The organism is Paenirhizobium cremeum, from assembly GCF_047553425.1.
GTDB lineage: Bacteria > Pseudomonadota > Alphaproteobacteria > Rhizobiales > Rhizobiaceae > Allorhizobium > Allorhizobium cremeum.
On sequence record NZ_CP180217.1, the window covers coordinates 1,863,497 to 1,883,309 of the forward strand.

23 protein-coding genes are annotated in these 19,813 nt (G+C 62.2%); 18 read left to right on the plus strand and 5 right to left on the minus strand.

All coding sequences use genetic code 11. From position 1 onward, the window contains the following. Positions 1 to 115 precede the first annotated feature (115 nt). The 6 genes from rpe (at position 116) to ACLBKR_RS09390 (ending at position 6,862) form a co-directional block, all read left to right on the plus strand. Entirely contained in the window at positions 116 to 793 is a 678-nt protein-coding gene (rpe, locus tag ACLBKR_RS09365) for a ribulose-phosphate 3-epimerase (RefSeq protein WP_414901534.1), read from the plus strand. After that, complete coding sequence (locus ACLBKR_RS09370) at positions 790 to 1,521, plus strand: DUF2259 domain-containing protein (RefSeq protein WP_414901535.1); 732 nt, start codon at positions 790 to 792, stop codon at positions 1,519 to 1,521. Before rpe ends, ACLBKR_RS09370 begins: the two co-directional genes overlap by 4 nt. After that, positions 1,521 to 2,045, plus strand: coding sequence for a hypothetical protein (locus ACLBKR_RS09375; RefSeq protein WP_414901537.1), 525 nt, complete (start codon positions 1,521 to 1,523; stop codon positions 2,043 to 2,045). Before ACLBKR_RS09370 ends, ACLBKR_RS09375 begins: the two co-directional genes overlap by 1 nt. 115 nt (positions 2,046 to 2,160) lie before the next feature. Beyond that, complete coding sequence (gene purB / locus ACLBKR_RS09380) at positions 2,161 to 3,462, plus strand: adenylosuccinate lyase (protein WP_414901539.1); 1,302 nt, start codon at positions 2,161 to 2,163, stop codon at positions 3,460 to 3,462. Between the two features lie 142 nt (positions 3,463 to 3,604). Further along, complete coding sequence (locus ACLBKR_RS09385) at positions 3,605 to 4,177, plus strand: RBBP9/YdeN family alpha/beta hydrolase (protein WP_112828200.1); 573 nt, start codon at positions 3,605 to 3,607, stop codon at positions 4,175 to 4,177. 210 nt (positions 4,178 to 4,387) lie between these two features. Further along, positions 4,388 to 6,862, plus strand: a complete 2,475-nt coding sequence (locus tag ACLBKR_RS09390; protein WP_113448541.1) for a bifunctional diguanylate cyclase/phosphodiesterase — start codon at positions 4,388 to 4,390, stop codon at positions 6,860 to 6,862. Positions 6,863 to 6,910: 48 nt separating this feature from the next. Here the strand turns inward: ACLBKR_RS09390 and ACLBKR_RS09395 are convergent, their stop codons facing one another. Next, positions 6,911 to 7,225, minus strand: a complete 315-nt coding sequence (locus ACLBKR_RS09395) for a DUF1476 domain-containing protein (protein WP_113340209.1) — start codon at positions 7,223 to 7,225, stop codon at positions 6,911 to 6,913. A 248-nt stretch (positions 7,226 to 7,473) separates the two neighbouring features. Here ACLBKR_RS09395 and purC point away from each other — a divergent pair, with 248 nt between their 5' ends. The 6 genes from purC (at position 7,474) to ACLBKR_RS09425 (ending at position 10,495) form a co-directional block, all read left to right on the plus strand. Then, entirely contained in the window at positions 7,474 to 8,238 is a 765-nt protein-coding gene (purC, locus tag ACLBKR_RS09400; RefSeq protein WP_112828198.1) for a phosphoribosylaminoimidazolesuccinocarboxamide synthase, read from the plus strand. A gap of 32 nt (positions 8,239 to 8,270) precedes the next feature. Further along, on the plus strand, positions 8,271 to 8,513 hold the full coding sequence (gene purS, locus ACLBKR_RS09405) for a phosphoribosylformylglycinamidine synthase subunit PurS (RefSeq protein WP_112828197.1): 243 nt from the start codon (positions 8,271 to 8,273) through the stop codon (positions 8,511 to 8,513). Positions 8,514 to 8,530: 17 nt separating this feature from the next. Then, complete coding sequence (locus ACLBKR_RS09410; RefSeq protein WP_414901543.1) at positions 8,531 to 8,710, plus strand: hypothetical protein; 180 nt, start codon at positions 8,531 to 8,533, stop codon at positions 8,708 to 8,710. Next, positions 8,707 to 9,378: a phosphoribosylformylglycinamidine synthase subunit PurQ gene (gene purQ, locus ACLBKR_RS09415; protein WP_113467499.1), complete on the plus strand. Its 672-nt coding sequence runs from the start codon at positions 8,707 to 8,709 to the stop codon at positions 9,376 to 9,378. The genes ACLBKR_RS09410 and purQ overlap by 4 nt, the downstream gene beginning before the upstream one ends. 50 nt (positions 9,379 to 9,428) lie before the next feature. Next, complete coding sequence (locus ACLBKR_RS09420) at positions 9,429 to 9,812, plus strand: hypothetical protein (RefSeq protein ID WP_113448488.1); 384 nt, start codon at positions 9,429 to 9,431, stop codon at positions 9,810 to 9,812. A 113-nt stretch (positions 9,813 to 9,925) separates the two neighbouring features. Beyond that, the gene (locus tag ACLBKR_RS09425; protein WP_244709128.1) at positions 9,926 to 10,495 is read left to right on the plus strand and encodes an acyloxyacyl hydrolase; all 570 of its coding nucleotides are present in this window, start codon (positions 9,926 to 9,928) and stop codon (positions 10,493 to 10,495) included. Between the two features lie 63 nt (positions 10,496 to 10,558). On the opposite strand, the gene ACLBKR_RS09430 is transcribed toward ACLBKR_RS09425, so the two are convergent. Continuing rightward, on the minus strand, positions 10,559 to 10,840 hold the full coding sequence (locus ACLBKR_RS09430) for a DUF1127 domain-containing protein (RefSeq protein WP_113437612.1): 282 nt from the start codon (positions 10,838 to 10,840) through the stop codon (positions 10,559 to 10,561). An 83-nt stretch (positions 10,841 to 10,923) separates the two neighbouring features. Between ACLBKR_RS09430 and ACLBKR_RS09435 the strand changes: the two genes are divergently transcribed. From ACLBKR_RS09435 to ACLBKR_RS09460, 6 genes are all read left to right on the plus strand, one after another. Further along, positions 10,924 to 12,342 (plus strand): PLP-dependent aminotransferase family protein, encoded by a 1,419-nt coding sequence (locus tag ACLBKR_RS09435; RefSeq protein WP_112828274.1) that lies wholly within the window; start codon positions 10,924 to 10,926, stop codon positions 12,340 to 12,342. A gap of 153 nt (positions 12,343 to 12,495) precedes the next feature. Next, entirely contained in the window at positions 12,496 to 14,718 is a 2,223-nt protein-coding gene (gene purL, locus ACLBKR_RS09440; protein ID WP_113448487.1) for a phosphoribosylformylglycinamidine synthase subunit PurL, read from the plus strand. A gap of 32 nt (positions 14,719 to 14,750) precedes the next feature. Beyond that, complete coding sequence (locus tag ACLBKR_RS09445; RefSeq protein WP_112828193.1) at positions 14,751 to 14,984, plus strand: BolA/IbaG family iron-sulfur metabolism protein; 234 nt, start codon at positions 14,751 to 14,753, stop codon at positions 14,982 to 14,984. A 19-nt stretch (positions 14,985 to 15,003) separates the two neighbouring features. Beyond that, on the plus strand, positions 15,004 to 15,225 hold the full coding sequence (locus tag ACLBKR_RS09450) for a hypothetical protein (protein ID WP_112828192.1): 222 nt from the start codon (positions 15,004 to 15,006) through the stop codon (positions 15,223 to 15,225). A gap of 108 nt (positions 15,226 to 15,333) precedes the next feature. After that, positions 15,334 to 15,666: a Grx4 family monothiol glutaredoxin gene (gene grxD, locus ACLBKR_RS09455; protein ID WP_112828191.1), complete on the plus strand. Its 333-nt coding sequence runs from the start codon at positions 15,334 to 15,336 to the stop codon at positions 15,664 to 15,666. Positions 15,667 to 15,807: 141 nt separating this feature from the next. Continuing rightward, entirely contained in the window at positions 15,808 to 17,013 is a 1,206-nt protein-coding gene (locus tag ACLBKR_RS09460) for a multidrug effflux MFS transporter (RefSeq protein WP_113424879.1), read from the plus strand. 75 nt (positions 17,014 to 17,088) lie between these two features. On the opposite strand, the gene ACLBKR_RS09465 is transcribed toward ACLBKR_RS09460, so the two are convergent. The 3 genes from ACLBKR_RS09465 to ACLBKR_RS09475 form a co-directional block, all read right to left on the minus strand. Beyond that, a complete protein-coding gene (locus ACLBKR_RS09465) occupies positions 17,089 to 17,910 on the minus strand; it encodes an inositol monophosphatase family protein (protein WP_112828189.1) in 822 nt (273 codons plus the stop codon). A gap of 2 nt (positions 17,911 to 17,912) precedes the next feature. Continuing rightward, positions 17,913 to 18,794 (minus strand): tRNA 2-thiocytidine(32) synthetase TtcA, encoded by an 882-nt coding sequence (gene ttcA / locus ACLBKR_RS09470; protein ID WP_113448486.1) that lies wholly within the window; start codon positions 18,792 to 18,794, stop codon positions 17,913 to 17,915. 62 nt (positions 18,795 to 18,856) lie between these two features. Beyond that, complete coding sequence (locus tag ACLBKR_RS09475; RefSeq protein WP_112828187.1) at positions 18,857 to 19,783, minus strand: glutaminase; 927 nt, start codon at positions 19,781 to 19,783, stop codon at positions 18,857 to 18,859. Positions 19,784 to 19,813: the final 30 nt, after the last annotated feature.

Below are 19,813 nucleotides of genomic sequence, written 5' to 3' on the forward strand. Positions count from 1 at the left end.
AGGATCGGGCCAAGGTCAAGCCGACCGCTCCCATGGCAGACTTTCGAAGAGTTGCCGGGCTGGCCGGGCGATGCTATGGGCAGGCCGAAAAGTCAGCAATTCCGGAGCATCCGCCATGACACGCCCCCTCAAGATCGCCCCTTCGATCCTCGCCGCCAATTTCGCCCGGCTCGGCGATGAAGTGGCCGACGTGGTCGAAGCCGGCGCAGACTGGATCCATCTCGACGTCATGGACGGCCATTTCGTGCCCAACATTTCCTACGGCCCCGCCGTCATCAAGGCACTGCGCCCCTTCACCAAGGCGGTGTTCGACTGCCATCTGATGATATCGCCCGCCGATCCCTATCTCGACGCCTTTGCCGATGCCGGCTGCGACGTCATCACCGTCCACGCCGAGGCCGGCCCGCACCTGCATCGTTCGCTGCAGAAGATCCGCTCGCTCGGCAAGAAGGCGGGCGTCTCGCTGAACCCCGCAACGCCGCTCTCCGCGATCGAACATGTTCTCGACGACCTCGACCTCCTGCTCATCATGAGCGTCAACCCCGGCTTTGGCGGCCAGAAGTTCATTCCCGCCATGACCGAGAAGCTCGCCAAGGCCAACCTGATGATCGGTAACCGCCAGATCGATCTCGAGGTCGATGGCGGCGTGACCGCGGAAAACGCAGCGCTCGTAACGTCGGCGGGCGCCAATGTCCTCGTCGCCGGTTCCGCCATCTACAAGGGCCAGGGCGTTGACGACTATCGCAAGACAGTCGACACTCTGCGCAAGGCTGCGGAAGAGGGACGCCGTTGATAGATTGCAGGACATGGCTGGCGGGTCTCGCGGCGGCATTCGTCGCACTGCCGGCCGTGGCTGCCGAGTTCTCCACGTTCCAGTCGCTCGGCTTTTCCGAAGACGGAGGCGTCTATGCCTTCGAGGAATACGGTATCAGCGACAGTTCGGGCCTGGCCTACTCGTCCATTTTCTTCATCGATACCGTGAAAGACGCGTTCCTGCCGGGCACGCCGATCCGCATAGGCGTGAAACGCGACAAGGCAAGCATCGCAACTGTCCGTCGCGAGGCGATGGAAAAGGCCGCACCGCTGCTGTCCGAGCATGGACTTCTCGACCGGCCCGGCGAACTCGCAGCCTTCAACCCGATCAGCGAGGTCGATGCCGCGAAGGACGAACTTCGCTATTTCCAGCATCCCGCCGACCCCGCCTTCGGCAAGCCATATACCCTGAAGATCGAAGAGTTCTTCGCGACACCGACCCGCTACTGCGTGGATCTCGTCGATGCGCTCAAGGCCTTCCGGCTGAAGTTCAGCGAGAAGAACGGCGAACCGGTCGACGAGATTGTGCACGAGGACAGCACCGATATTCCCGAAAGCCGCCAATGCACCGTCGACTACCGCCTGGGCGGCGTCGTCACCTATGCGCCGCCGGCGGGCGCTCCCGTCCACGTGGCGCTTATCAATGTCCTCAGCCTCGGCTACGAGGGCAATAACGGGCGCTGGATCGCCGTCCCTGCCCGCCCCTGATGATGGAAACCGGCCTCACCAAGCCCCAGATGCCAATACGCGCGCGCCTTGCCGCGGCCCGTCCCCCGGCCTCGTTCTGGTTTGCCGGGGCGCTGGTCTGGGGCGCGCTCATGGCGGCGACGTTAGCGGTCTCGCTCTACGGTATCGGACGACCGGCAAGCGGGCACGCGCCGGCGCTCTTCGGCATCTACTTTGCAGGAGGCGCTCTCGGCTGGCTTCTCGCCTTGCCCCTCATTCGCTTCTTCAGCTTCCGCCGGCGCCCCGAAACGCGTTTCGCGGCGGCCTTCCTCTTCCTTTCCTGCGGGACGATGGGCGCGACCGCCCTCCTCTTTGCGCTGCAATACCGGATGTTCTACGCCCAGTGGCACGCCCCTTTCGGCACGGTCATATGGGCGTTCCAGTTCGTCTTCACGTCGGCTTCCGCCGTCTATCAGTTCACGGCCCTCGGCAGCCGCCATTACCTTCCCTTGGGCGTCGCACTGCTCGTTGCGGCAAGCCTCTGGCTTGCGCGCCGCAACCGTTGAGCTTGCCGGGCTTCTTTGCTAAGAGCGCCTGACAAAGCCCCGGCCAGCCCGCCCTTCCGGTGTTTGACCAGGCGCTCCAATCCGCGCCATCGCCAGTCCAAGGAAAGAAAAGCCCATGATCCCGCGTTATTCCCGGCCCGAAATGGTCGCCATCTGGTCTCCCGAAACCAAGTTCCGTATCTGGTTCGAGATCGAGGCCCATGCCTGCGATGCGCTGGCCGATCTGGGCGTGATCCCGAAGGAAGCCGCGCGGATCATCTGGGAAAAAGGCGGAGCCGCCGAATTCAACGTCGCCCGCATCGATGAGATCGAGGCCGTCACGAAGCATGACGTCATCGCCTTCCTCACCCACCTTGCCGAATTCATCGGCCCCGACAGCCGTTTCGTGCATCAGGGCATGACCTCTTCCGACGTGCTCGACACCACGCTGAACATCCAGCTCGTCCGCGCCGCCGACATCCTGCTCGCCGACATGGACCGCGTGCTCGCAGCCCTCAAGGCCCGCGCCTTCGAGCACAAGGACACGGTGCGCATCGGTCGCAGCCACGGCATCCACGCCGAACCGACGACCATGGGCCTCACCTTCGCCCGCTTCTACGCCGAAATGACCCGCAACCGCGCCCGTCTCGTCGCCGCGCGGGCGGAAGTGGCAACCGGCGCCATCTCCGGCGCTGTCGGTACCTTTGCCAATATCGACCCGCGCGTCGAGGAGCATGTCTGCGAAAAGCTCGGTCTCGTTCCCGAACCGGTCTCGACGCAGGTCATCCCGCGTGACCGTCACGCCATGTTCTTCGCCACCCTCGGCGTGATCGCGTCCTCGATCGAGAACGTCGCGATCGAAATCCGCCACATGCAGCGCACCGAGGTTCTGGAGGCGGAAGAATTCTTCTCGCCGGGCCAGAAGGGTTCGTCCGCCATGCCGCACAAGCGCAACCCCGTGCTGACCGAAAACCTGACCGGCCTCGCCCGTCTGGTGCGCATGTCCGTCGTCCCGGCCATGGAAAACGTGGCTCTCTGGCACGAGCGTGACATCAGCCATTCGAGCGTCGAGCGCGCCATCGGCCCGGATACCACGATCACCCTCGACTTCGCGCTGAACCGTCTCGCCGGCGTCATCGAGAAACTGGTGATCTATCCCGAGAACATGCTGAAGAACATGAACAAGTTCCGTGGCCTCGTGATGAGCCAGCGCGTTCTTCTCGCCCTCACCCAGGCCGGCGTCAGCCGCGAGGACGCCTATCGCCTCGTCCAGAGAAACGCCATGAAGGTCTGGGAACAGGGCAAGGATTTCCTCGAGGAATTGCTCGCTGACCAGGAAGTTCGCGCGGCCCTGTCCGAAGAAGATATTCGCGAGAAGTTCGACCTCGGCTACCACACCAAGCACGTCGACACGATCTTCAAGCGCGTCTTCGGCTGATATCATCGCCATCGAAGAACGATCCGGTCCGTGACGACGCGGGCCGGATTGTCTGTTTTCAGAGATGCGCGTTGACTGGTTTTGTCGGGTGCCCCGCGCAGATATCCTTGACGAAAGCCTGCCCAATAAGCAGATAAGGCCCATGAAAGCTTCCGACGCAGACATCCTCATTATTCCCGGTTACACCAATTCCGGTCCCGACCACTGGCAGAGCCGCTGGCAGGCGAAGCTCTCGACAGCGAGGCGTGTCGAGCAGGCGGAGTGGTCGAAGCCCGTGCGGGAAGACTGGGTCGCCCGCGTCGTTGAGGAAGTCGAGAAGTCCACGCGGCCGGTGGTGCTTGTCGCCCATTCGCTCGGCGTGCCGACGGCGGTCCATGCCGTTCCCCGTATCGGCAACAAGGTGGCCGGCGCCTTCTTCGTGGCGCCGCCGGACGTGGCCAATCCGGCCATCCGTCCCAAGCACCTGATGACCTTCGGCCCCTACCCGCGCGATCCGTTGCCCTTTCCGTCGATCACCGTCGCCAGTCGTAACGATCCCTTCGGTGCGTTCGAGCATGCCGACGATATAGCCGGCGCCTGGGGATCGCTGCTGATCGATGCCGGGGAGTCCGGGCATATCAACTCCGATTCCGGCCACGGCCCCTGGCCGGAGGGCACCATGGTCTTCGCGCAATTCCTGAGCCGGCTCCGGGCCGATGTCGGCAGGACCGCGTAGCGCGCCAGCCCGGTAATATCCCGGCAGATTATGCTCTCATCCATGATAAATGAGGCGTTTCGGGTTTAAGCGGATCTTAATCGAAGACGGCTATCGTCGGCACCACCGAACGTTGTCGATGGATAGCCTTTGCATCCCAGCCCGACCAAAGCCAGTCATCCCGACGCCAGCGAAGCCAGCGGCCTTCGCCAACTTATTTCGATTCTGCCCATGCCAAGCGTCGTTCTCGACCCGGTCGGCCGCATTCTGGCGACCAACGATCGTTTCGACGCATTGCCGCTGCCACCTGGGGAACCATCCGGCGCTCTTCTGATCGATTATCTGCAGGAGGAGGATCGGAATATCCTCGCCGTCCAGCAGCTTGCCGCCCTTTCCGGCAAAGTAGGTTCCGATCCCGTCGAGGTCCGCTTCATCACCCATGACGGCTTTCCGCTGTGGATGTCGCCCCATGTCTCGACAATACCGGCGGATGGACAACTGGCGGCACCGAGACTGCTGGTACAGCTTGCCGACATCACCCAACTGAAGGTTCGGGAACTGGACCTTGCAGACCGGGAAAGCCGCTGGAACAACGCGCTCGTCAGTTCATCGACCGGCGTGTGGGACCACAGGCTCGATCTCGGCATCTGGTATTATTCGGAGGAGTGGCGCGCCATTCGCGGCCTGCGGCCAGACGATCCTCTGCCGCCCACCACCAAGGATTGGCTGCAACTCGTGCATCCGGACGACCGCGAGCGGACCATGCGCTGTATCGAGCGTCAGAATGCCGGCGACGCCGACTACATGACCTTCGAGTATCGGGAGCGCCACAAGGACGGTCACTGGGTGTGGATCGAATGCCGGGGTGCCTGCGTAAGCAGGGACGAGAACGGCAAGCCGCTGCGCATTATCGGCACCGACGTGGATATTACCAGCCGCAAGCTGGCCGAGGAGAAGATCGCCCATATGTCGCGCCGGCTCAAGCTTGCGCTGGAAGTGTCCCGCATTGGCGTGTTCGAGGCGGACTTCGACAAGGGGACGGCCGATTGGGACGAGGGCATGAGAACCCTTTTCGGCATAGAGGGTCACCAGGATGTGCAGATAGGCGGAATCTGGGAGAACATGCTGCACCCGGAAGACGCTCCCCGCGTTTTCAGCAAGGTGGAACACCATGTGGAAAAACTCCTGCCTTTCTCCGACGAATACCGTGTAATCCTCAAGGACGGTTCAACGCGCTATATTCGCTCGCGCACCCTGCCCTTCATCGATGCCGACGGACACCGCAAGATGATCGGCGCCAATTGGGACGTCACCACCGATCTCGCGCTCCACCGCGAACTGGAACGGGCAAAGATCCTCGCGGAAGCCCGCAATGCGGAGCTTGAGGCGGCCAAAGCGCGCATCGAACATATCGCGCTGCACGACTACCTGACCGATCTGCCGAACCGGCGTTATCTGGACGAGACGCTGGATCGTTATGGCGAAAGCGCCGGCGCTCGCAGCAGCGGCCTTGCCGTGCTGCATATCGATCTCGACCGGTTCAAGCAGATCAACGACACCCTCGGCCACAGTGCCGGCGACATGATGCTGAAACATGCGGCGAAGGTACTGAAGGCCAACACGCGCGTCGGAGATTTCGTCGCCCGCATCGGCGGCGACGAGTTTGTCTTTCTCGCGCGTTTCGAAGGTTCCCAGCGCAAGCTCGCCCAACTCGCCGACCGCATCATCGGGGAACTCAGGAAGCCTGTCTCGTATGAAGGTCACGAATGCCGCTTCGGCGCCAGCATCGGGATCGCCTGCGCGCTCGGACCGGAGATCAATGCCCGCCAGTTGCTGCTGAATGCCGATATCGCGCTTTACCATGCCAAGAATCGCGGCCGCAACCGCCATGAATTCTTCTCCCGCGACAGCCATCGGCACATGGTCAATACCCGCAGGCTGTCGGACGACATTCTCCGGGCATTGGAAAACGACGAGTTCGTTCCCCACTACCAGTTCCAGTTCGACGCGCGGACGCTTGCGATCGCCGGCGCAGAAGCTCTGGCGCGCTGGGACCATCCGAAACACGGCATTTTGACGCCCGGCCGCTTCCTCTCCGTGGCTGAGGAACTGGGCGCCGTACCCCATATCGACGCCCTTATTCTGGAGAAAGCGCTCGCCGACTTCGAGCGGTGGCGCGCACTCGGCCTGACCGTGCCCAAGATATCGGTCAATGTCTCAACCCGCCGCCTGCACGACCCGCTTCTGAGGAAAAAGCTCAGCGCATTTACCCTCGAACCCGGTACCGTTTCCTTCGAACTGCTGGAATCGATCTTCCTCGACGAATATGACGACCAGGCCATGGAGAATCTGAACCATCTCCGCAAACTCGGCGTCGACATTGAGATCGACGATTTCGGCACGGGTCACGCTTCCATCGTCAGCCTGCTGAGGCTCAATCCCAAGTCGCTGAAGATCGACAGGGAACTGGTACGCGACGTGCCGGAATCGACCGAACAGCGCAAGCTCGTCGGCTCGATCATCGATATCGGCCGTTCTCTGAACATCGGAGTAACTGCGGAAGGTGTCGAGACGCCGGACCATGTCCGGATACTGGCCGCTCTCGGCTGCGACGTGCTACAGGGTTTCGGGCTGGCGCGCCCCCTGCCATTCGAATTGACCGCCGATTTCATCGCCGGTGAATCCTGGCGCCGCCCGTTCCGGTGAACGGACGGCATATGATAAAGCGACCCGAGGACCGCGCCCGGACAAGCCTTACTCGCCCTGGACCTGAGCGACGGCTTCGGCCAGGAATTCAAGCATCTTGGAGCGCAGTTCCTCGTCGGTGACCGAAACGCCGCCTGCCGTGAGATCGGCCTTCAGCTTGCGAATGACGTCCGCATCGCCAGCCTCTTCAAAGTCAGCGGCAACGACTTCCTTGGCATAGGCGTCGGCATCCGCCTTGCCGAGCAGGCCGGCAGCCCAGAGCCCGATCAGCTTGTTGCGCCGTGCCTCAGCCTTGAAACGAAGTTCCTGGTCATGTGCGAACTTGTTTTCAAAGGCCTTTTCGCGATCACTCATACCGCTCATCTGTGTCTCCCAAAGAGTATGCCGTCACCATGCGGGGGCTTCGTTTCCCCCATTAATCAAAAGGCTGTAGAAAGTGCAATGCAAACTTGGAGCGAATGCTGATTCTCCGAGCCTTGCCTTGGTTTGGACGAAATCCGGGGAGGTAACAACAGCCGCATTGTGAAAAGCGTGGTTTTCCTTTATGGGACCGCTTCAATAATCGTTCCACAGCGTCCCCAGTGTGACGCCAACAGCAGAGAAAACCAGCCATGAACCGTCGCCGCCGTGTTTACGAAGGCAAGGCCAAGATCCTTTACGAGGGTCCGGAGCCCGGCACGCTGATCCAGTTCTTCAAGGACGACGCCACGGCGTTCAACAAGAAGAAGCATGAAGTCATCGACGGAAAAGGCGTCCTCAACAACCGCATTTCCGAATATCTCTTCAGCCACCTGAACAAGATCGGCATCCCCACCCATTTTATCCGCCGCATCAACATGCGCGAGCAGCTGATTAAGGAAGTGGAGATGATCCCGCTCGAGATCGTCGTGCGCAACGTCGCCGCCGGCTCGCTCGCCAAGCGCCTCGGCATCGAGGAAGGCATTGTCCTGCCGCGCTCGATCATCGAGTTCTACTACAAGTCCGACGCGCTCGCCGACCCGATGGTCTCGGAAGAGCACATCACCGCCTTCGGCTGGGCCAATCCCGCCGAACTCGATGACATCATGGCGCTCGCCATCCGTGTCAACGACTTCCTGTCCGGCCTCTTCCTCGGCATCGGCATCCAGCTCGTCGACTTCAAGATCGAGTGCGGACGCCTTTACGAGGGCGACATGATGCGCATCATTCTGGCCGACGAAATCTCACCGGACAGCTGCCGTCTGTGGGACATCGAGACCCATGAAAAGCTCGACAAGGACCGGTTCCGCCAGGATCTCGGCGGCCTGCTCGAAGCCTATCAGGAAGTGGCCAAGCGCCTCGGCATCATCAACGAAAACGAGCCGCTGCGCGGCACCGGTCCGGTGCTGGTGAAGTAAGCTGCCAAAGAAGTAATCTACGGAGATTGAGAGTGATCAAGGCACGCGTGACCGTAACCCTTAAGAACGGCGTCCTCGACCCGCAGGGCAAGGCGATCGAAGGCGCGCTCGGCGCGCTCGGTTTCGACGGCGTCGGCCATGTCCGCCAGGGCAAGGTCTTCGACCTCGAGCTTGAAGGCACCGATAAGACAAAGGCCGAAGCCGATCTCAAGGCGATGTGCGAGAAACTCCTCGCAAATACGGTCATCGAGAACTACACTATCGCCATCGCCTAAGGGTCGAAGGCAACGGGATGGCCGAGATCAAGGCCGAATTGAATGCAGTGCGCGGGACAATGATCCCGATGCATCGGGACATTCGCAATATCTGTAGCGTTCTCGCCCGCAACGGGAACCGCCTCGACCGTATCGAAAACTGCCTGGAGCTGCGGGGGCTTCAGGAAGCACAGGCAAGGTTTGAGCCACACCCATGAAATCTGCTGTTCTGCAACTTCCGGGCCTCAATCGCGACCGCGATATGATCGCGGCGCTCACCAAGATTTCGGGCAACGCGCCGGTGACCGTCTGGCAGACCGAAACCGAGCTTCCGGATGTCGATCTCATCGTCATCCCCGGCGGCTTCTCCTACGGCGATTACCTGCGCTGCGGCGCGATCGCAGCCCGCATGCCGGTCATGCAGGCGGTGAAGGCTGCAGCAGAACGGGGTGTCAAGGTTCTCGGCGTCTGCAACGGCTTCCAGATCCTGCTGGAAGCGGGCCTGCTGCCGGGTGCGCTGATGCGCAACGCCTCGCTGAAATTCGTGTGCCGGGAAATCAAGCTCGAGGTCGTAAACGCCGACACCGACTTCACCCGCGCCTATGCAAAGGGCCAGATCATCCGCAGCCCCGTTGCCCATCACGACGGCAACTACTTCGCGGACGCTGAAACCCTGAAGGCCATCGAAGGCAACGGACAGGTCGTCTTCCGCTATGCGGAAGACACCAACCCGAACGGCTCGATCAACGACATCGCCGGCGTGATGAACGAGAAGGGCAATGTTCTCGGCATGATGCCGCATCCGGAAAACCTGATCGAAGCGGCGCATGGCGGCAATGACGGACGCGGCATCTTCGCTTCCGCCCTCGACGTAATCGCTGCTTAACCAGTCGGGTGATAGAGAGCGGGCGCCCGATGAACGAAAAGCGATTCAGCATGCGCCCTGCCCTCCTTCTTGCCGCCCTTCCCCTTATCGCACTTGCCTCCTGCCAGTCGAAGCCGCAACCGGCAGCGTTCCATGGGCCGTCTGCGCTCGATATCATGGAGAAGGTCGCGGTCGGCGCCAATCGCTGCTGGATCAAGTCGGGCGATCCTGCCTTCAGGGCCTATGCCATGGCGCCGGAACTCAATTCCTTCTCCGGCAAGCCACGCATTCTTCTCGTCCGCAAGGGTTCCGGGGATATTCGCCCGCTGCTCGTCGTGCAGGCGGAAGGCCGTCCGGCCCGCCTCGACGCCTTCGGCCCGATGATGGGCGAACCGGTCAGCGCCCGCATCACCGCAGACGTCAACCGCTGGGCCCGCGGCGGCAAGGACTGCTGACTTTTCAGCAACGCCTGGGGACATTTCAACGCAGAGTGAGGAAATCCGCTTCGCAGCGCGCCGCGGCTTATGCTAGCGTCCCGCAATCCCTGCGAACGACACGGATACCTGTCATGACCGACTGCAGACTTTCCGAATGTCTCCGTGTTCCGCTGCTCGCAGCGACATGCATGCTGCTGTTTTCCCAAAGCTCTTTTGCCGCCGACTGGTCGCTGAAAGAAGTCCGGGCAGGCGCCACGGCCTCGATCCAGGCGAAAAGCACCTTCGAATCAGGTTTCTTCCCGACGGTGATTCTCTACTTCGATCCGCTGGATTCGGCCAATGCGGCAACCTGGGGCGAAAAACTGCTTCGGCCGCAGATCCACGCGGGGCTTTCCGTGAGCAGCGCCGGCAATGCCAGCCAGGCCTTTGCGGGGTTTAACTGGAAGGTCGATCTGACGGATCGCCTGTTTCTCGATGTTGGCTTCGGCGGCACGGTACACAATGGCGACCTGGACGATGACGGCACCGATGGCCCCAAACTGGGTTGCAGCGTGCTGTTTCACGAATACGCCGCCGCGGGCTTTCGTGTGACCGACAAGGTCGACGTGCTCGCCACCATCGACCATTCGTCGAATGCGGACCTCTGCGACGTCAATGACGGCATCAGCCACGCCGGATTGATGCTCGCCTACAGGTTCTGAGGTTTTCCATCTCTTCAGCGACGCCGGTCCTGCGCGCAGGAATGGCCGTTGCGACGATTGACATCATGGCAGCATGAGCAGCCATGACTTGCGCGCCTCGCGCTTGGCATCGATCCGCGTTATGCCGATATCGAGCAACTGGTCGTCGGTCAGCTCCAGAAGCGCAAGGCGGCCGCTGCGCCTCATGCGCCAGTGGGATGCGGCTCGGAACAGCCTCAACCAGAACCCTTCCTCCGGCCGCGCAGGCGAAAGCATGTCACCGCTGGAGCGGAACAGGGTCTCGCGGGCATAGCCATCCGGCCATATCGTATCGATTGACTCAATATATCGCGCCGTCTCAGTCATTTCCTCACCAAATTGTCTCTATTTATTGATGCAATATGGATATCATTGACTCGAAAATGAGGACAATATATTGAATTGTCATGATGACAAATTGGCTTCCCGACCTTTCCCAGGGCAAAGGCCCGATCTATGTCCGCCTCGCCGACCAGATCGAGGCCTCGATTGCCGGCGGCGCGCTGCCCCCCGGCGCCAAGCTTCCGCCCCAGCGGAACCTCGCCTTCGATCTCGGCATCACCATCGGCACCGTCAGCCGCGCTTATGCGCTTGTCCATGAACGCGGGCTGGTGACGGGCGAGGTCGGCCGCGGCACCTTCGTGCGCGACATGCGCGACACGTCACCGAACGGAGACCTCGACCCCGTCGCGGCAGCTCTGGTCGGGACGCGTCCGATTGCACCGCCACCCGGCAAGATTCGTTTCGACAGCACTGCGGCCCCGGATGTCGGCCAGGGCGAATATCTGCGCAGTCACATCGAGGGGATCCTGCGCGACCATCCGGTCGACATCGCCAGCTACACCCGAAGCTTTCCGGAACACTGGTTTGCCGCGGGCGCCCGATGGCTCGGCAAGGGCGACTGGTCTCCGGACCCGCAGAACATCGTTCCGACCCTTGGCGCCCATGCCGGCATCATGGCAGTCATCACCGCCGTAACGGCCCCCGGCGAGCGCGTGGTCTTCGAGCATCTCACCTATTCCCAGGTCAGCCGCAGCGCCGGACTGGCCGGTCGCCGCACGACGCTGGTGGAAAGCGACGAGGACGGCGTGTTGCCCGACGATTTCGAACGGGTCTGTGCCCAGCAGCATCCGAAGATCGCCTTCATGATGTCGTCTGCGCAGAATCCGACCCTTGCCGCCATGCCGGTCGAACGGCGGAAGGCGCTGGTCGACATTGCGCGCCGGCATAATGTCTGGCTGATTGAGGACGACCTCTACGGCTCGATGTCGCAGCAGCAGTTGCCCCCTCTTGCTGCGCTGGCGCCCGACCGGACGTTCATGGTCGGCGGTCTGTCGAAATCCGTGGCCGCCGGCGTGCGCGGCGGCTGGGTCGCCTGCCCTCCCCATTTCGCCCAGCGGGTGCGTATCGCCCACAAGATGATGACCGGCGGCATTCCCTTCCTGCTGGCGGAGCTTTGCGCCCGGCTGGTGATGTCCGGCGACGCAAGAGCGATCCGAACGCTCTGCGCCGAGGAGATTGCCGCAAGGGAAGCCCTCGCCCGCCGGGCTCTTCACGGCTTCGATTTCCGCTCGAACCCAGCTGTTCCCTTTCTCTGGCTGTCGCTTCCCGACCCCTGGCTCTCGGTTACCTTCAAGAATGCCGCACTTGCAGAGGGCGTGCTGATAGACGACGAGGATGAATTCAAGGCCGGCCGCTCGGAGAAGGTCCTGCACAAGGCCCGCATCGGCTTCTCCTCGCCGAAGGACCGCGACGAGGTTCAAAGCGGTTTTGCCGTCCTGCGAAGGCTGCTTGAAAATGGCGGAGCAGGCTACGACAGCGTGGCCTGAGCGGCCACCCGCCGGAAGCGGCATAACCGGCTGTTGTCAGGCGCATTTTCCTGTCGCACTGTCGGCCTACATGCGCTAAAGAGGCGCCGAAACGCCGATTTCCCGCAGCCGGCCGGCGCAGGACGAGCCCCAGGACAAGCCTCAGGACAAGCGATGACGATCTCCAACACGATTGCAATCACTCCCGAACTCGTAGCCGCCCATGGCCTCAAGCCGGACGAGTACGACCGTATCCTGCAGCTCATCGGCCGCGAGCCGACCTTCACCGAACTCGGCATCTTCTCGGCGATGTGGAACGAGCACTGCTCCTACAAGTCCTCGAAGAAATGGCTCCGCACGCTGCCCACCAAGGGCGAGCGCGTCATTCAGGGCCCCGGCGAAAACGCCGGTGTCGTCGATATCGATGATGGCGACGTCGTGGTCTTCAAGATGGAGAGCCACAACCACCCGTCCTATATCGAGCCGTATCAGGGTGCGGCGACCGGCGTCGGCGGCATTCTCCGCGACGTCTTCACCATGGGCGCTCGCCCCGTTGCCGCGATGAACGCGCTTCGCTTCGGCGCGCCCGACCACCCGAAGACCCGTCATCTCGTCGCCGGCGTCGTTGCCGGCGTCGGCGGTTACGGCAATTCCTTCGGCGTGCCGACCGTCGGCGGCGAAGTCGAATTCGACGCCCGCTACAACGGCAACATCCTCGTCAACGCCTTCGCCGCCGGCCTTGCCAAGTCCGATGGCATCTTCCTTTCCGAAGCCAAGGGCGTCGGCCTGCCTGTGGTCTATCTCGGCGCCAAGACGGGCCGCGACGGCGTTGGCGGCGCGACCATGGCATCGGCGGAATTCGACGAGTCGATCGAGGAAAAGCGCCCGACCGTGCAGGTTGGCGACCCCTTCACCGAAAAGTGCCTTCTGGAAGCCTGCCTCGAGCTGATGGCAACAGGCGCCGTCATCGCCATCCAGGACATGGGCGCAGCCGGCCTGACGTGTTCGGCCGTTGAAATGGGCGCCAAGGGCGACCTCGGCATCGAGCTCGAACTCGACAAGGTGCCGGTGCGCGAGGAGCGCATGACGGCCTACGAAATGATGCTGTCGGAAAGCCAGGAGCGCATGCTCATGGTTCTTGAACCGTCGAAGGAAGACGTCGCCAAGGCGATCTTCGTCAAGTGGGGTCTCGACTTCGCTATCGTCGGCCACACGACCGACGACCTTCGCTTCCGCGTCATCCACCAGGGCGAGGAAGTCGCGAACCTGCCGATCAAGGAACTGGGCGACCAGGCACCGGAATACGACCGTCCGTGGATCGAGCCGAAGGCGCCGGCCCCGCTCGCAGAAAACGATGTGCCGCAGGCCGATGTCGCCGACGCGCTGGTCAAACTGGTCGGCTCCGCCAACAACTCCTCGCGTCGATGGGTCTATGAACAATACGACACGCTGATCCAGGGCAATTCCCTACAGCTTCCGGGCGGCGACGCCGGCGTGATCCGCGTCGACACCCACCCGACCAAGGCGCTCGCCTTCTCTTCCGACGTCACGCCGCGTTACGTCGAGGCCGATCCGTTCGAAGGCGGCAAGCAGGCCGTCGCCGAATGCTGGCGCAACATTACCGCGACGGGCGCGCTGCCGCTTGCTGCCACCGACAACCTGAACTTCGGCAATCCGGAGCGCCCTGAAATCATGGGCCAGCTGGTCTTCGCCATCAAGGGCATCGGCGAGGCCTGCAAGGCCCTCGACTTCCCGATCGTCTCCGGCAACGTCTCGCTCTACAACGAGACCAACGGTCAGGCGATCCTGCCGACCCCGACGATTGCAGGCGTCGGCCTGATGAAGGACTGGTCGAAGATGGCCCGTATCCGCTTCGCGGCGCAGGGTCAGGCAATCCTGCTCGCCGGCGCGCCCTCGGGCTGGGGCACCCACCTGGGACAATCGGTCTATCTGCGCGATATCCACGGCCGCACCGACGGCCCGGCCCCGTATGTCGACCTCGCCCATGAAAAGAAGGTTGGCGACTTCGTCCGCGGCCTGATCCAGGATGGTCTCGCGACCGCCGTGCACGACTGCTCGTCCGGCGGTCTGGCGCTTGCGATTGCGGAAATGGCGATTGCATCCGGCATCGGCGCGACGATCAACGCGCTCGACGGCGCCGATCCGATCCCGGTCTTCTACGGTGAGGACCAGGGGCGCTATGTCGTCACCGTCGAAGAAAAGAACGTCGATGCGGCAATGGTCCGTGCGAAAGCCGCCGGCGTCTTCTGCCCGTGGATCGGTCGCACCGGCGGCAGCAACGTCGTGCTGGGCAATGCCCGCGCGGTGGCAATTGAGGAATTGCGTTCCGCCCATGAATCGTGGTTCCCTGATTTCATGAATGGCGAAGTGGCCTGACCGGCCGCTTCCAGGAAGCAGGGAGAACGACCATGGCAATGAAACCGGGAGAAATCGAAGACCTGATCAGGGCGGGCATTCCGGGAGCCAAGGTCGTGATCCGCGATCTCGCGGGCGATGGCGATCACTACGCAGCCGAAGTCGTGGCGGAAGCCTTTCGCGGCAAGTCCCGCGTGCAGCAGCACCAGATGGTCTATGACGCGCTGAAGGGCAATATGGGCGGTGTCCTGCATGCGCTTGCGCTGCAGACCTCCGTTCCGGATTGAGCAGGCACCGGGGACCGATATGGCCGACCTCATCAAGGAAGTGGTCGAGAACGTCGTTGAAGGCGTTCTGAAGGAAATCCTGAAGAAGACCGGCGGACGCAGCGCCACGCGCCGCCGCAAGCGCCAGACGCGGTCTTCCTCCACCGGACGCTTTACCAGGAAGACGACGCGCAAGCCCGCGAAGAAGCAGGTCAGCCGCCGCCGGACCGCAGCAAGCCGCAGCCGCCAGCGCAAGAGCTGATCGCACCCCTCCGGTCCGCGGATTGCTCTGGCAAAAGCGCCTCATGCTTGCTATCTAGAAGAGACGTTTAAACAGCGGTCCTTGAAGCCGCATGTGAAAGGAAATCCCATGAGCGTTCACGATTTCATCGACAATGAAGTGAAGACCAACGACGTCGTTCTTTTCATGAAGGGCACCCCGCAGTTCCCGCAGTGCGGCTTCTCCGGCCAGGTCGTCCAGATTCTCGATTATCTCGGCGTCGCCTACAAGGGCGTGAACGTTCTGGCCGACAGCGAGATCCGCCAGGGCATCAAGGATTATTCCAACTGGCCGACGATCCCGCAGCTTTACGTCAAGGGCGAATTCCTCGGCGGTTGCGATATCGTCCGGGAGATGTTCCAGGCCGGCGAACTCCAGAAGCACTTCGAAGACCAGGGCATCGCCGTCCGCGGCGCCGCCTGACCATCGGCCCGCGGCTGATCCGCGGGAGTTCATTTTCGTTTCGATTTGAAAAGGCGTTGCCATCAGCAGCGCCTTCTCCTTGTTTTCAAGGCACGCATTATGACTAAAACGTTACAGCCCGCTCCGGCCAGCCTCAAAGGCATGGGACGGGTGGAATTCATCGCGATGATGGCCTTCCTGATGGCGCTCAATGCGCTCGCCATCGACATCATGCTGCCGGGCCTGCCGCAGATCGGCGCCTCGCTCGACGTCCAGAACGAAAACCACCATCAATACGTGGTTTCCGCCTATCTGATCGGCTTCGGTATCGCCCAGCTATTTTACGGACCGATTGCCGACCGCTTCGGCCGCCGCAGGCCGATGCTGTTCGGCCTCGGCATCTATGTGCTGTCGTCGCTTGTGGTCGTTCTCGTGCCGTCCTTCGGCACGCTGCTCGCGCTGCGTTTCATCCAGGGCATCGGTTCGGCCGCCACCCGCGTCATCACCGTCTCCATCGTGCGTGACGTCTATGGCGGCCGCCAGATGGCGGAAGTCATGTCCCTCATCATGATGGTATTCATGGTCATTCCGGTTGTCGCCCCCGGCACCGGGCAGGTCATCATGATGTTCGGCCACTGGCACTGGATCTTCGTCTTCATGGCCGCTGCCGCTCTAGCCGTCGGCCTTTGGATGTATCTGCGGCTGCCGGAAACGCTGCACCCCGAGGACGTTCGCTCCTTTACCGCGAAGTCCATCGTTCAGGGCTTCCGCATCGTGCTCACCGAGCGGGTAGCGCTTTGCTACACGATCGCAAGTACCTTCATCTTCGGCGCCCTGTTCGGGTTCATCAACTCCGCGCCGCAGATCTATCTCGGCATCTACGGATTGGGCGCGCTGTTTCCGGTGGCATTCGCAGCCGTTGCGCTGTTCATGGCGCTGTCGTCCTTCGTCAATGCCCGTCTCGTCGGGCGTTTCGGCATGCGGCGACTGTCGCATGCCTCTCTGCTGGGGTTCATCGCCATCAACAGCGTATGGCTGCTGATACAAATCCTGGGTCCCCAGCCCATGCCTTTCCCGCTTTTCATCGTGTTCTTCGCTCTGGCGATGTTCCAGTTCGGCTGGATCGGTTCGAATTTCAATTCGCTCGCCATGGAACCGTTGGGCCATGTCGCAGGTACCGCCTCGTCGGTCCTCGGCTTCATGGGCACGGTTGGCGGCTCGCTGATCGGCGCGATCATCGGCCAGGCGTTCGACGGTACCGCCCTGCCGCTGGTGGCGGGTTTCTTCACGGTTTCGCTGATCGGCCTCGTCTTCGTGCTCATCGCCGAACGCGGCCAGCTTTTCCGGCCGCACAACAAGCCGGTCTGAGTTTTCAGCCCTGAAAAGGAAAGGCGCGCGAACCGAGCGGCTCGCGCGCCTTTTCATTGGTGCGCCGAATGACGCTCAGACGTTGAAGATCTTTTCACGAAGCTCGTTCCAGCTTGCCTCGTCCGAGGCCACGAGAATGCCGCCTTCGAAATCATAGGGCCTGTAGGCCGTACCATCGAGCTTGCGCACATGAGCGCCTGCTTCCGCCGAGATCAGCGTGCCGGCCAGATGGTCCCACGGCATCAGCTTGCGATATTGCAGGAAATGCAGGTGGCCGGCTGCAAAGGCGCGATATTCATGGGCCGAGCAGCGATAACTGGTGAAGAGCCTGACATCGGCGAGATTGGCAAGCGTCTGCCGCTTCGCCTCGCGCTCCATATAGGTCACTGCGGCGATGCCCACCATCTGCGAAAGCGGCACGGACGGAGCGACCGCCATCTGTTCCTGCTGGCCGTCCGGCCGGCAGAGCCATGCTCCGGACCCCTTTTCCGCAATCAGCCAGTCATTGCCCATCGGATCGTAGATCACCCCGGCGACCGTCTCGCCTTTGCGGACCACCGACAGCATGACGCCGAACAGCGGCAGGCCGGCCGCATAGTTGAAGGTGCCGTCGATGGGATCGACGATGACAGCCAGATCCGCATCCTCGATCTTGCCGAGCAGCGCCGGATCGGCGGCGACCGCTTCCTCGCCAATAAAGACGGCCTCCGGCATCATGGTCGCGATGCGTTCGCGGATAACCCGCTCTGCCGCCTCGTCGGCTTCCGTGACCAGATCTATCGCCTCCGACTTCATCCGCACGTCATCCGTGCCGAGATTCCTGAAACGCGGCAGGATCTCGCCTTCCGCTGCCTCCTGAAGCAGGTTGGCAAGCGCTGCGATATCAAGTTCGGCCATGGTCAGAAATCCTTTGTCGTCTGAAGGGCGGAGAAATCGAAAAGCTTCGGGTCGAGAAGGTGCGAGGCATCCACATGGCCGAGCGCACGCAGCATCGCGTCCTTGCGTCCCGGCATCTTCGCCTCGATCCCCGCCAGCATCTCCTTCATCGCATTGCGCTGCAGTCCGTCCTGGGAACCGCAGAGATCGCAGGGGATGATCGGAAACGCCATCGCCTCGGCAAAGCGCGACAGATCGTCTTCGGCCGCATAGGCGAGCGGCCTCAGCACCATCAGATCCCCCTCGTCGTTGAGGAGCTTCGCCGGCATCGCCGAGAGACGACCGCCATGGAAAAAATTCATGAAGAAGGTTTCGAGGATGTCCTCGCGATGATGGCCGAGCACCAGCGCGTCGCAACCCTCCTCACGGGCGATACGATAGAGATTGCCGCGCCGGAGGCGCGAACACAGCGAACAATAGGTTCCGCCCTGGGGAACCTTCTCCTTCACCACGGAATAGGTGTCGCGATATTCGATGCGATGCGGCACGCCGATCGAGGAAAGATAATCCGGCAGGATATGCTTCGGGAAATTCGGCTGGCCCTGATCGAGATTGCAGGCAACCAGTTCGACCGGCAGCAGGCCGCGCCATTTGAGATCGAGCAGGATGGCGAGCAGCCCGTAGGAATCCTTGCCGCCCGAAAGGCCGACCAGCCAGCGCTTCTGGCCCTTCAGCATGTCGAAATCCAAAAGCGCCTGCCGTACCTGCCGGATCAGCCGCTTGCGCAGCTTGTTGAAGCCGACGGAACGCGGTGCGGCGGCAAAGACCGGATGGGCGCCGCTCGAAAGATCCTCGTCCTCAGCGGCATCGGCTGTGAAACTGTCGGTCGATGGCAGGACGTTCATGGGCGGGCTCCGGTGCGCATGCGGCGCTTGAAAACAGCCAATGCCTGTTTAGGCCGTCAAGATCAAGTGCCGAACACCGACCAGCCGGTCCGCGTAGCGAGCATTTCCAGCGCAACCGAACCCAGCGCCGAGTTGCCGACCCTGTTCAATCCCGGCGACCAGACCGCGATGGACGCCTTGCCAGGCGCAATCGCCAGGATGCCGCCACCGACACCGCTCTTGCCCGGCAGGCCGACATGATAGGCGAAATCGCCCGACCCGTCGTAATGGCCGCATGTCAGCATCAAGGCGTTGATGCGCCGCGCACGCTTCGGCGACACCACGGAGAAGCCGGTGAGCGGATTGGTGCCGCGATTGGCAAGATAGAGCCCGGCATGGGAAAGCTGTACGCAGCTCATGGCCAGCGCGCACTGGTGAAAATAGACCCCGAGAACATGCTCGACCGGATGCTGGAGATTGCCGAAACCGCGCATGAAATTGGCGAGCGCAAAGTTGCGGTAACCCGTCTCCTGCTCCGAGCGCGCCACCTTCTCATCGATGGTAACGGCATCGTCGTCGGCGATGAAACGCATGAAGCGCAGGAACTCGCCGATCGCCTCGCGCGGCTCGTGGCCGGCCAGAACCATGTCGGTAATGACGATGGCGCCCGCATTGATGAAGGGGTTGCGGGGAATGCCGTGCTCATGTTCGAGCTGGACGATGGAATTGAATGAGGAGCCCGAGGGTTCGCGACCGACCCGTTTCCAGATCGCCTCTCCCGCCTTGCCAAGCGCCAGCGTCAACATGAAGACCTTGGAGATGCTCTGAATCGAGAAGGACGTCCCCGCATCGCCGGCGGTATAGGTGGTGCCGTCGACGGTCGTGATCGCAATGCCGAACTGGTTCGGATCGACGCGCGCGAGCTGCGGTATGTAGTCGGCTACCTTGCCCTCGCCGAGCCGGGGCTGAAGATCGCGCACGATATCGTCAACGACTGCCTGAAGGTCCATGGCTTCCTCTCGATGCAAAGCGCGGCCGAC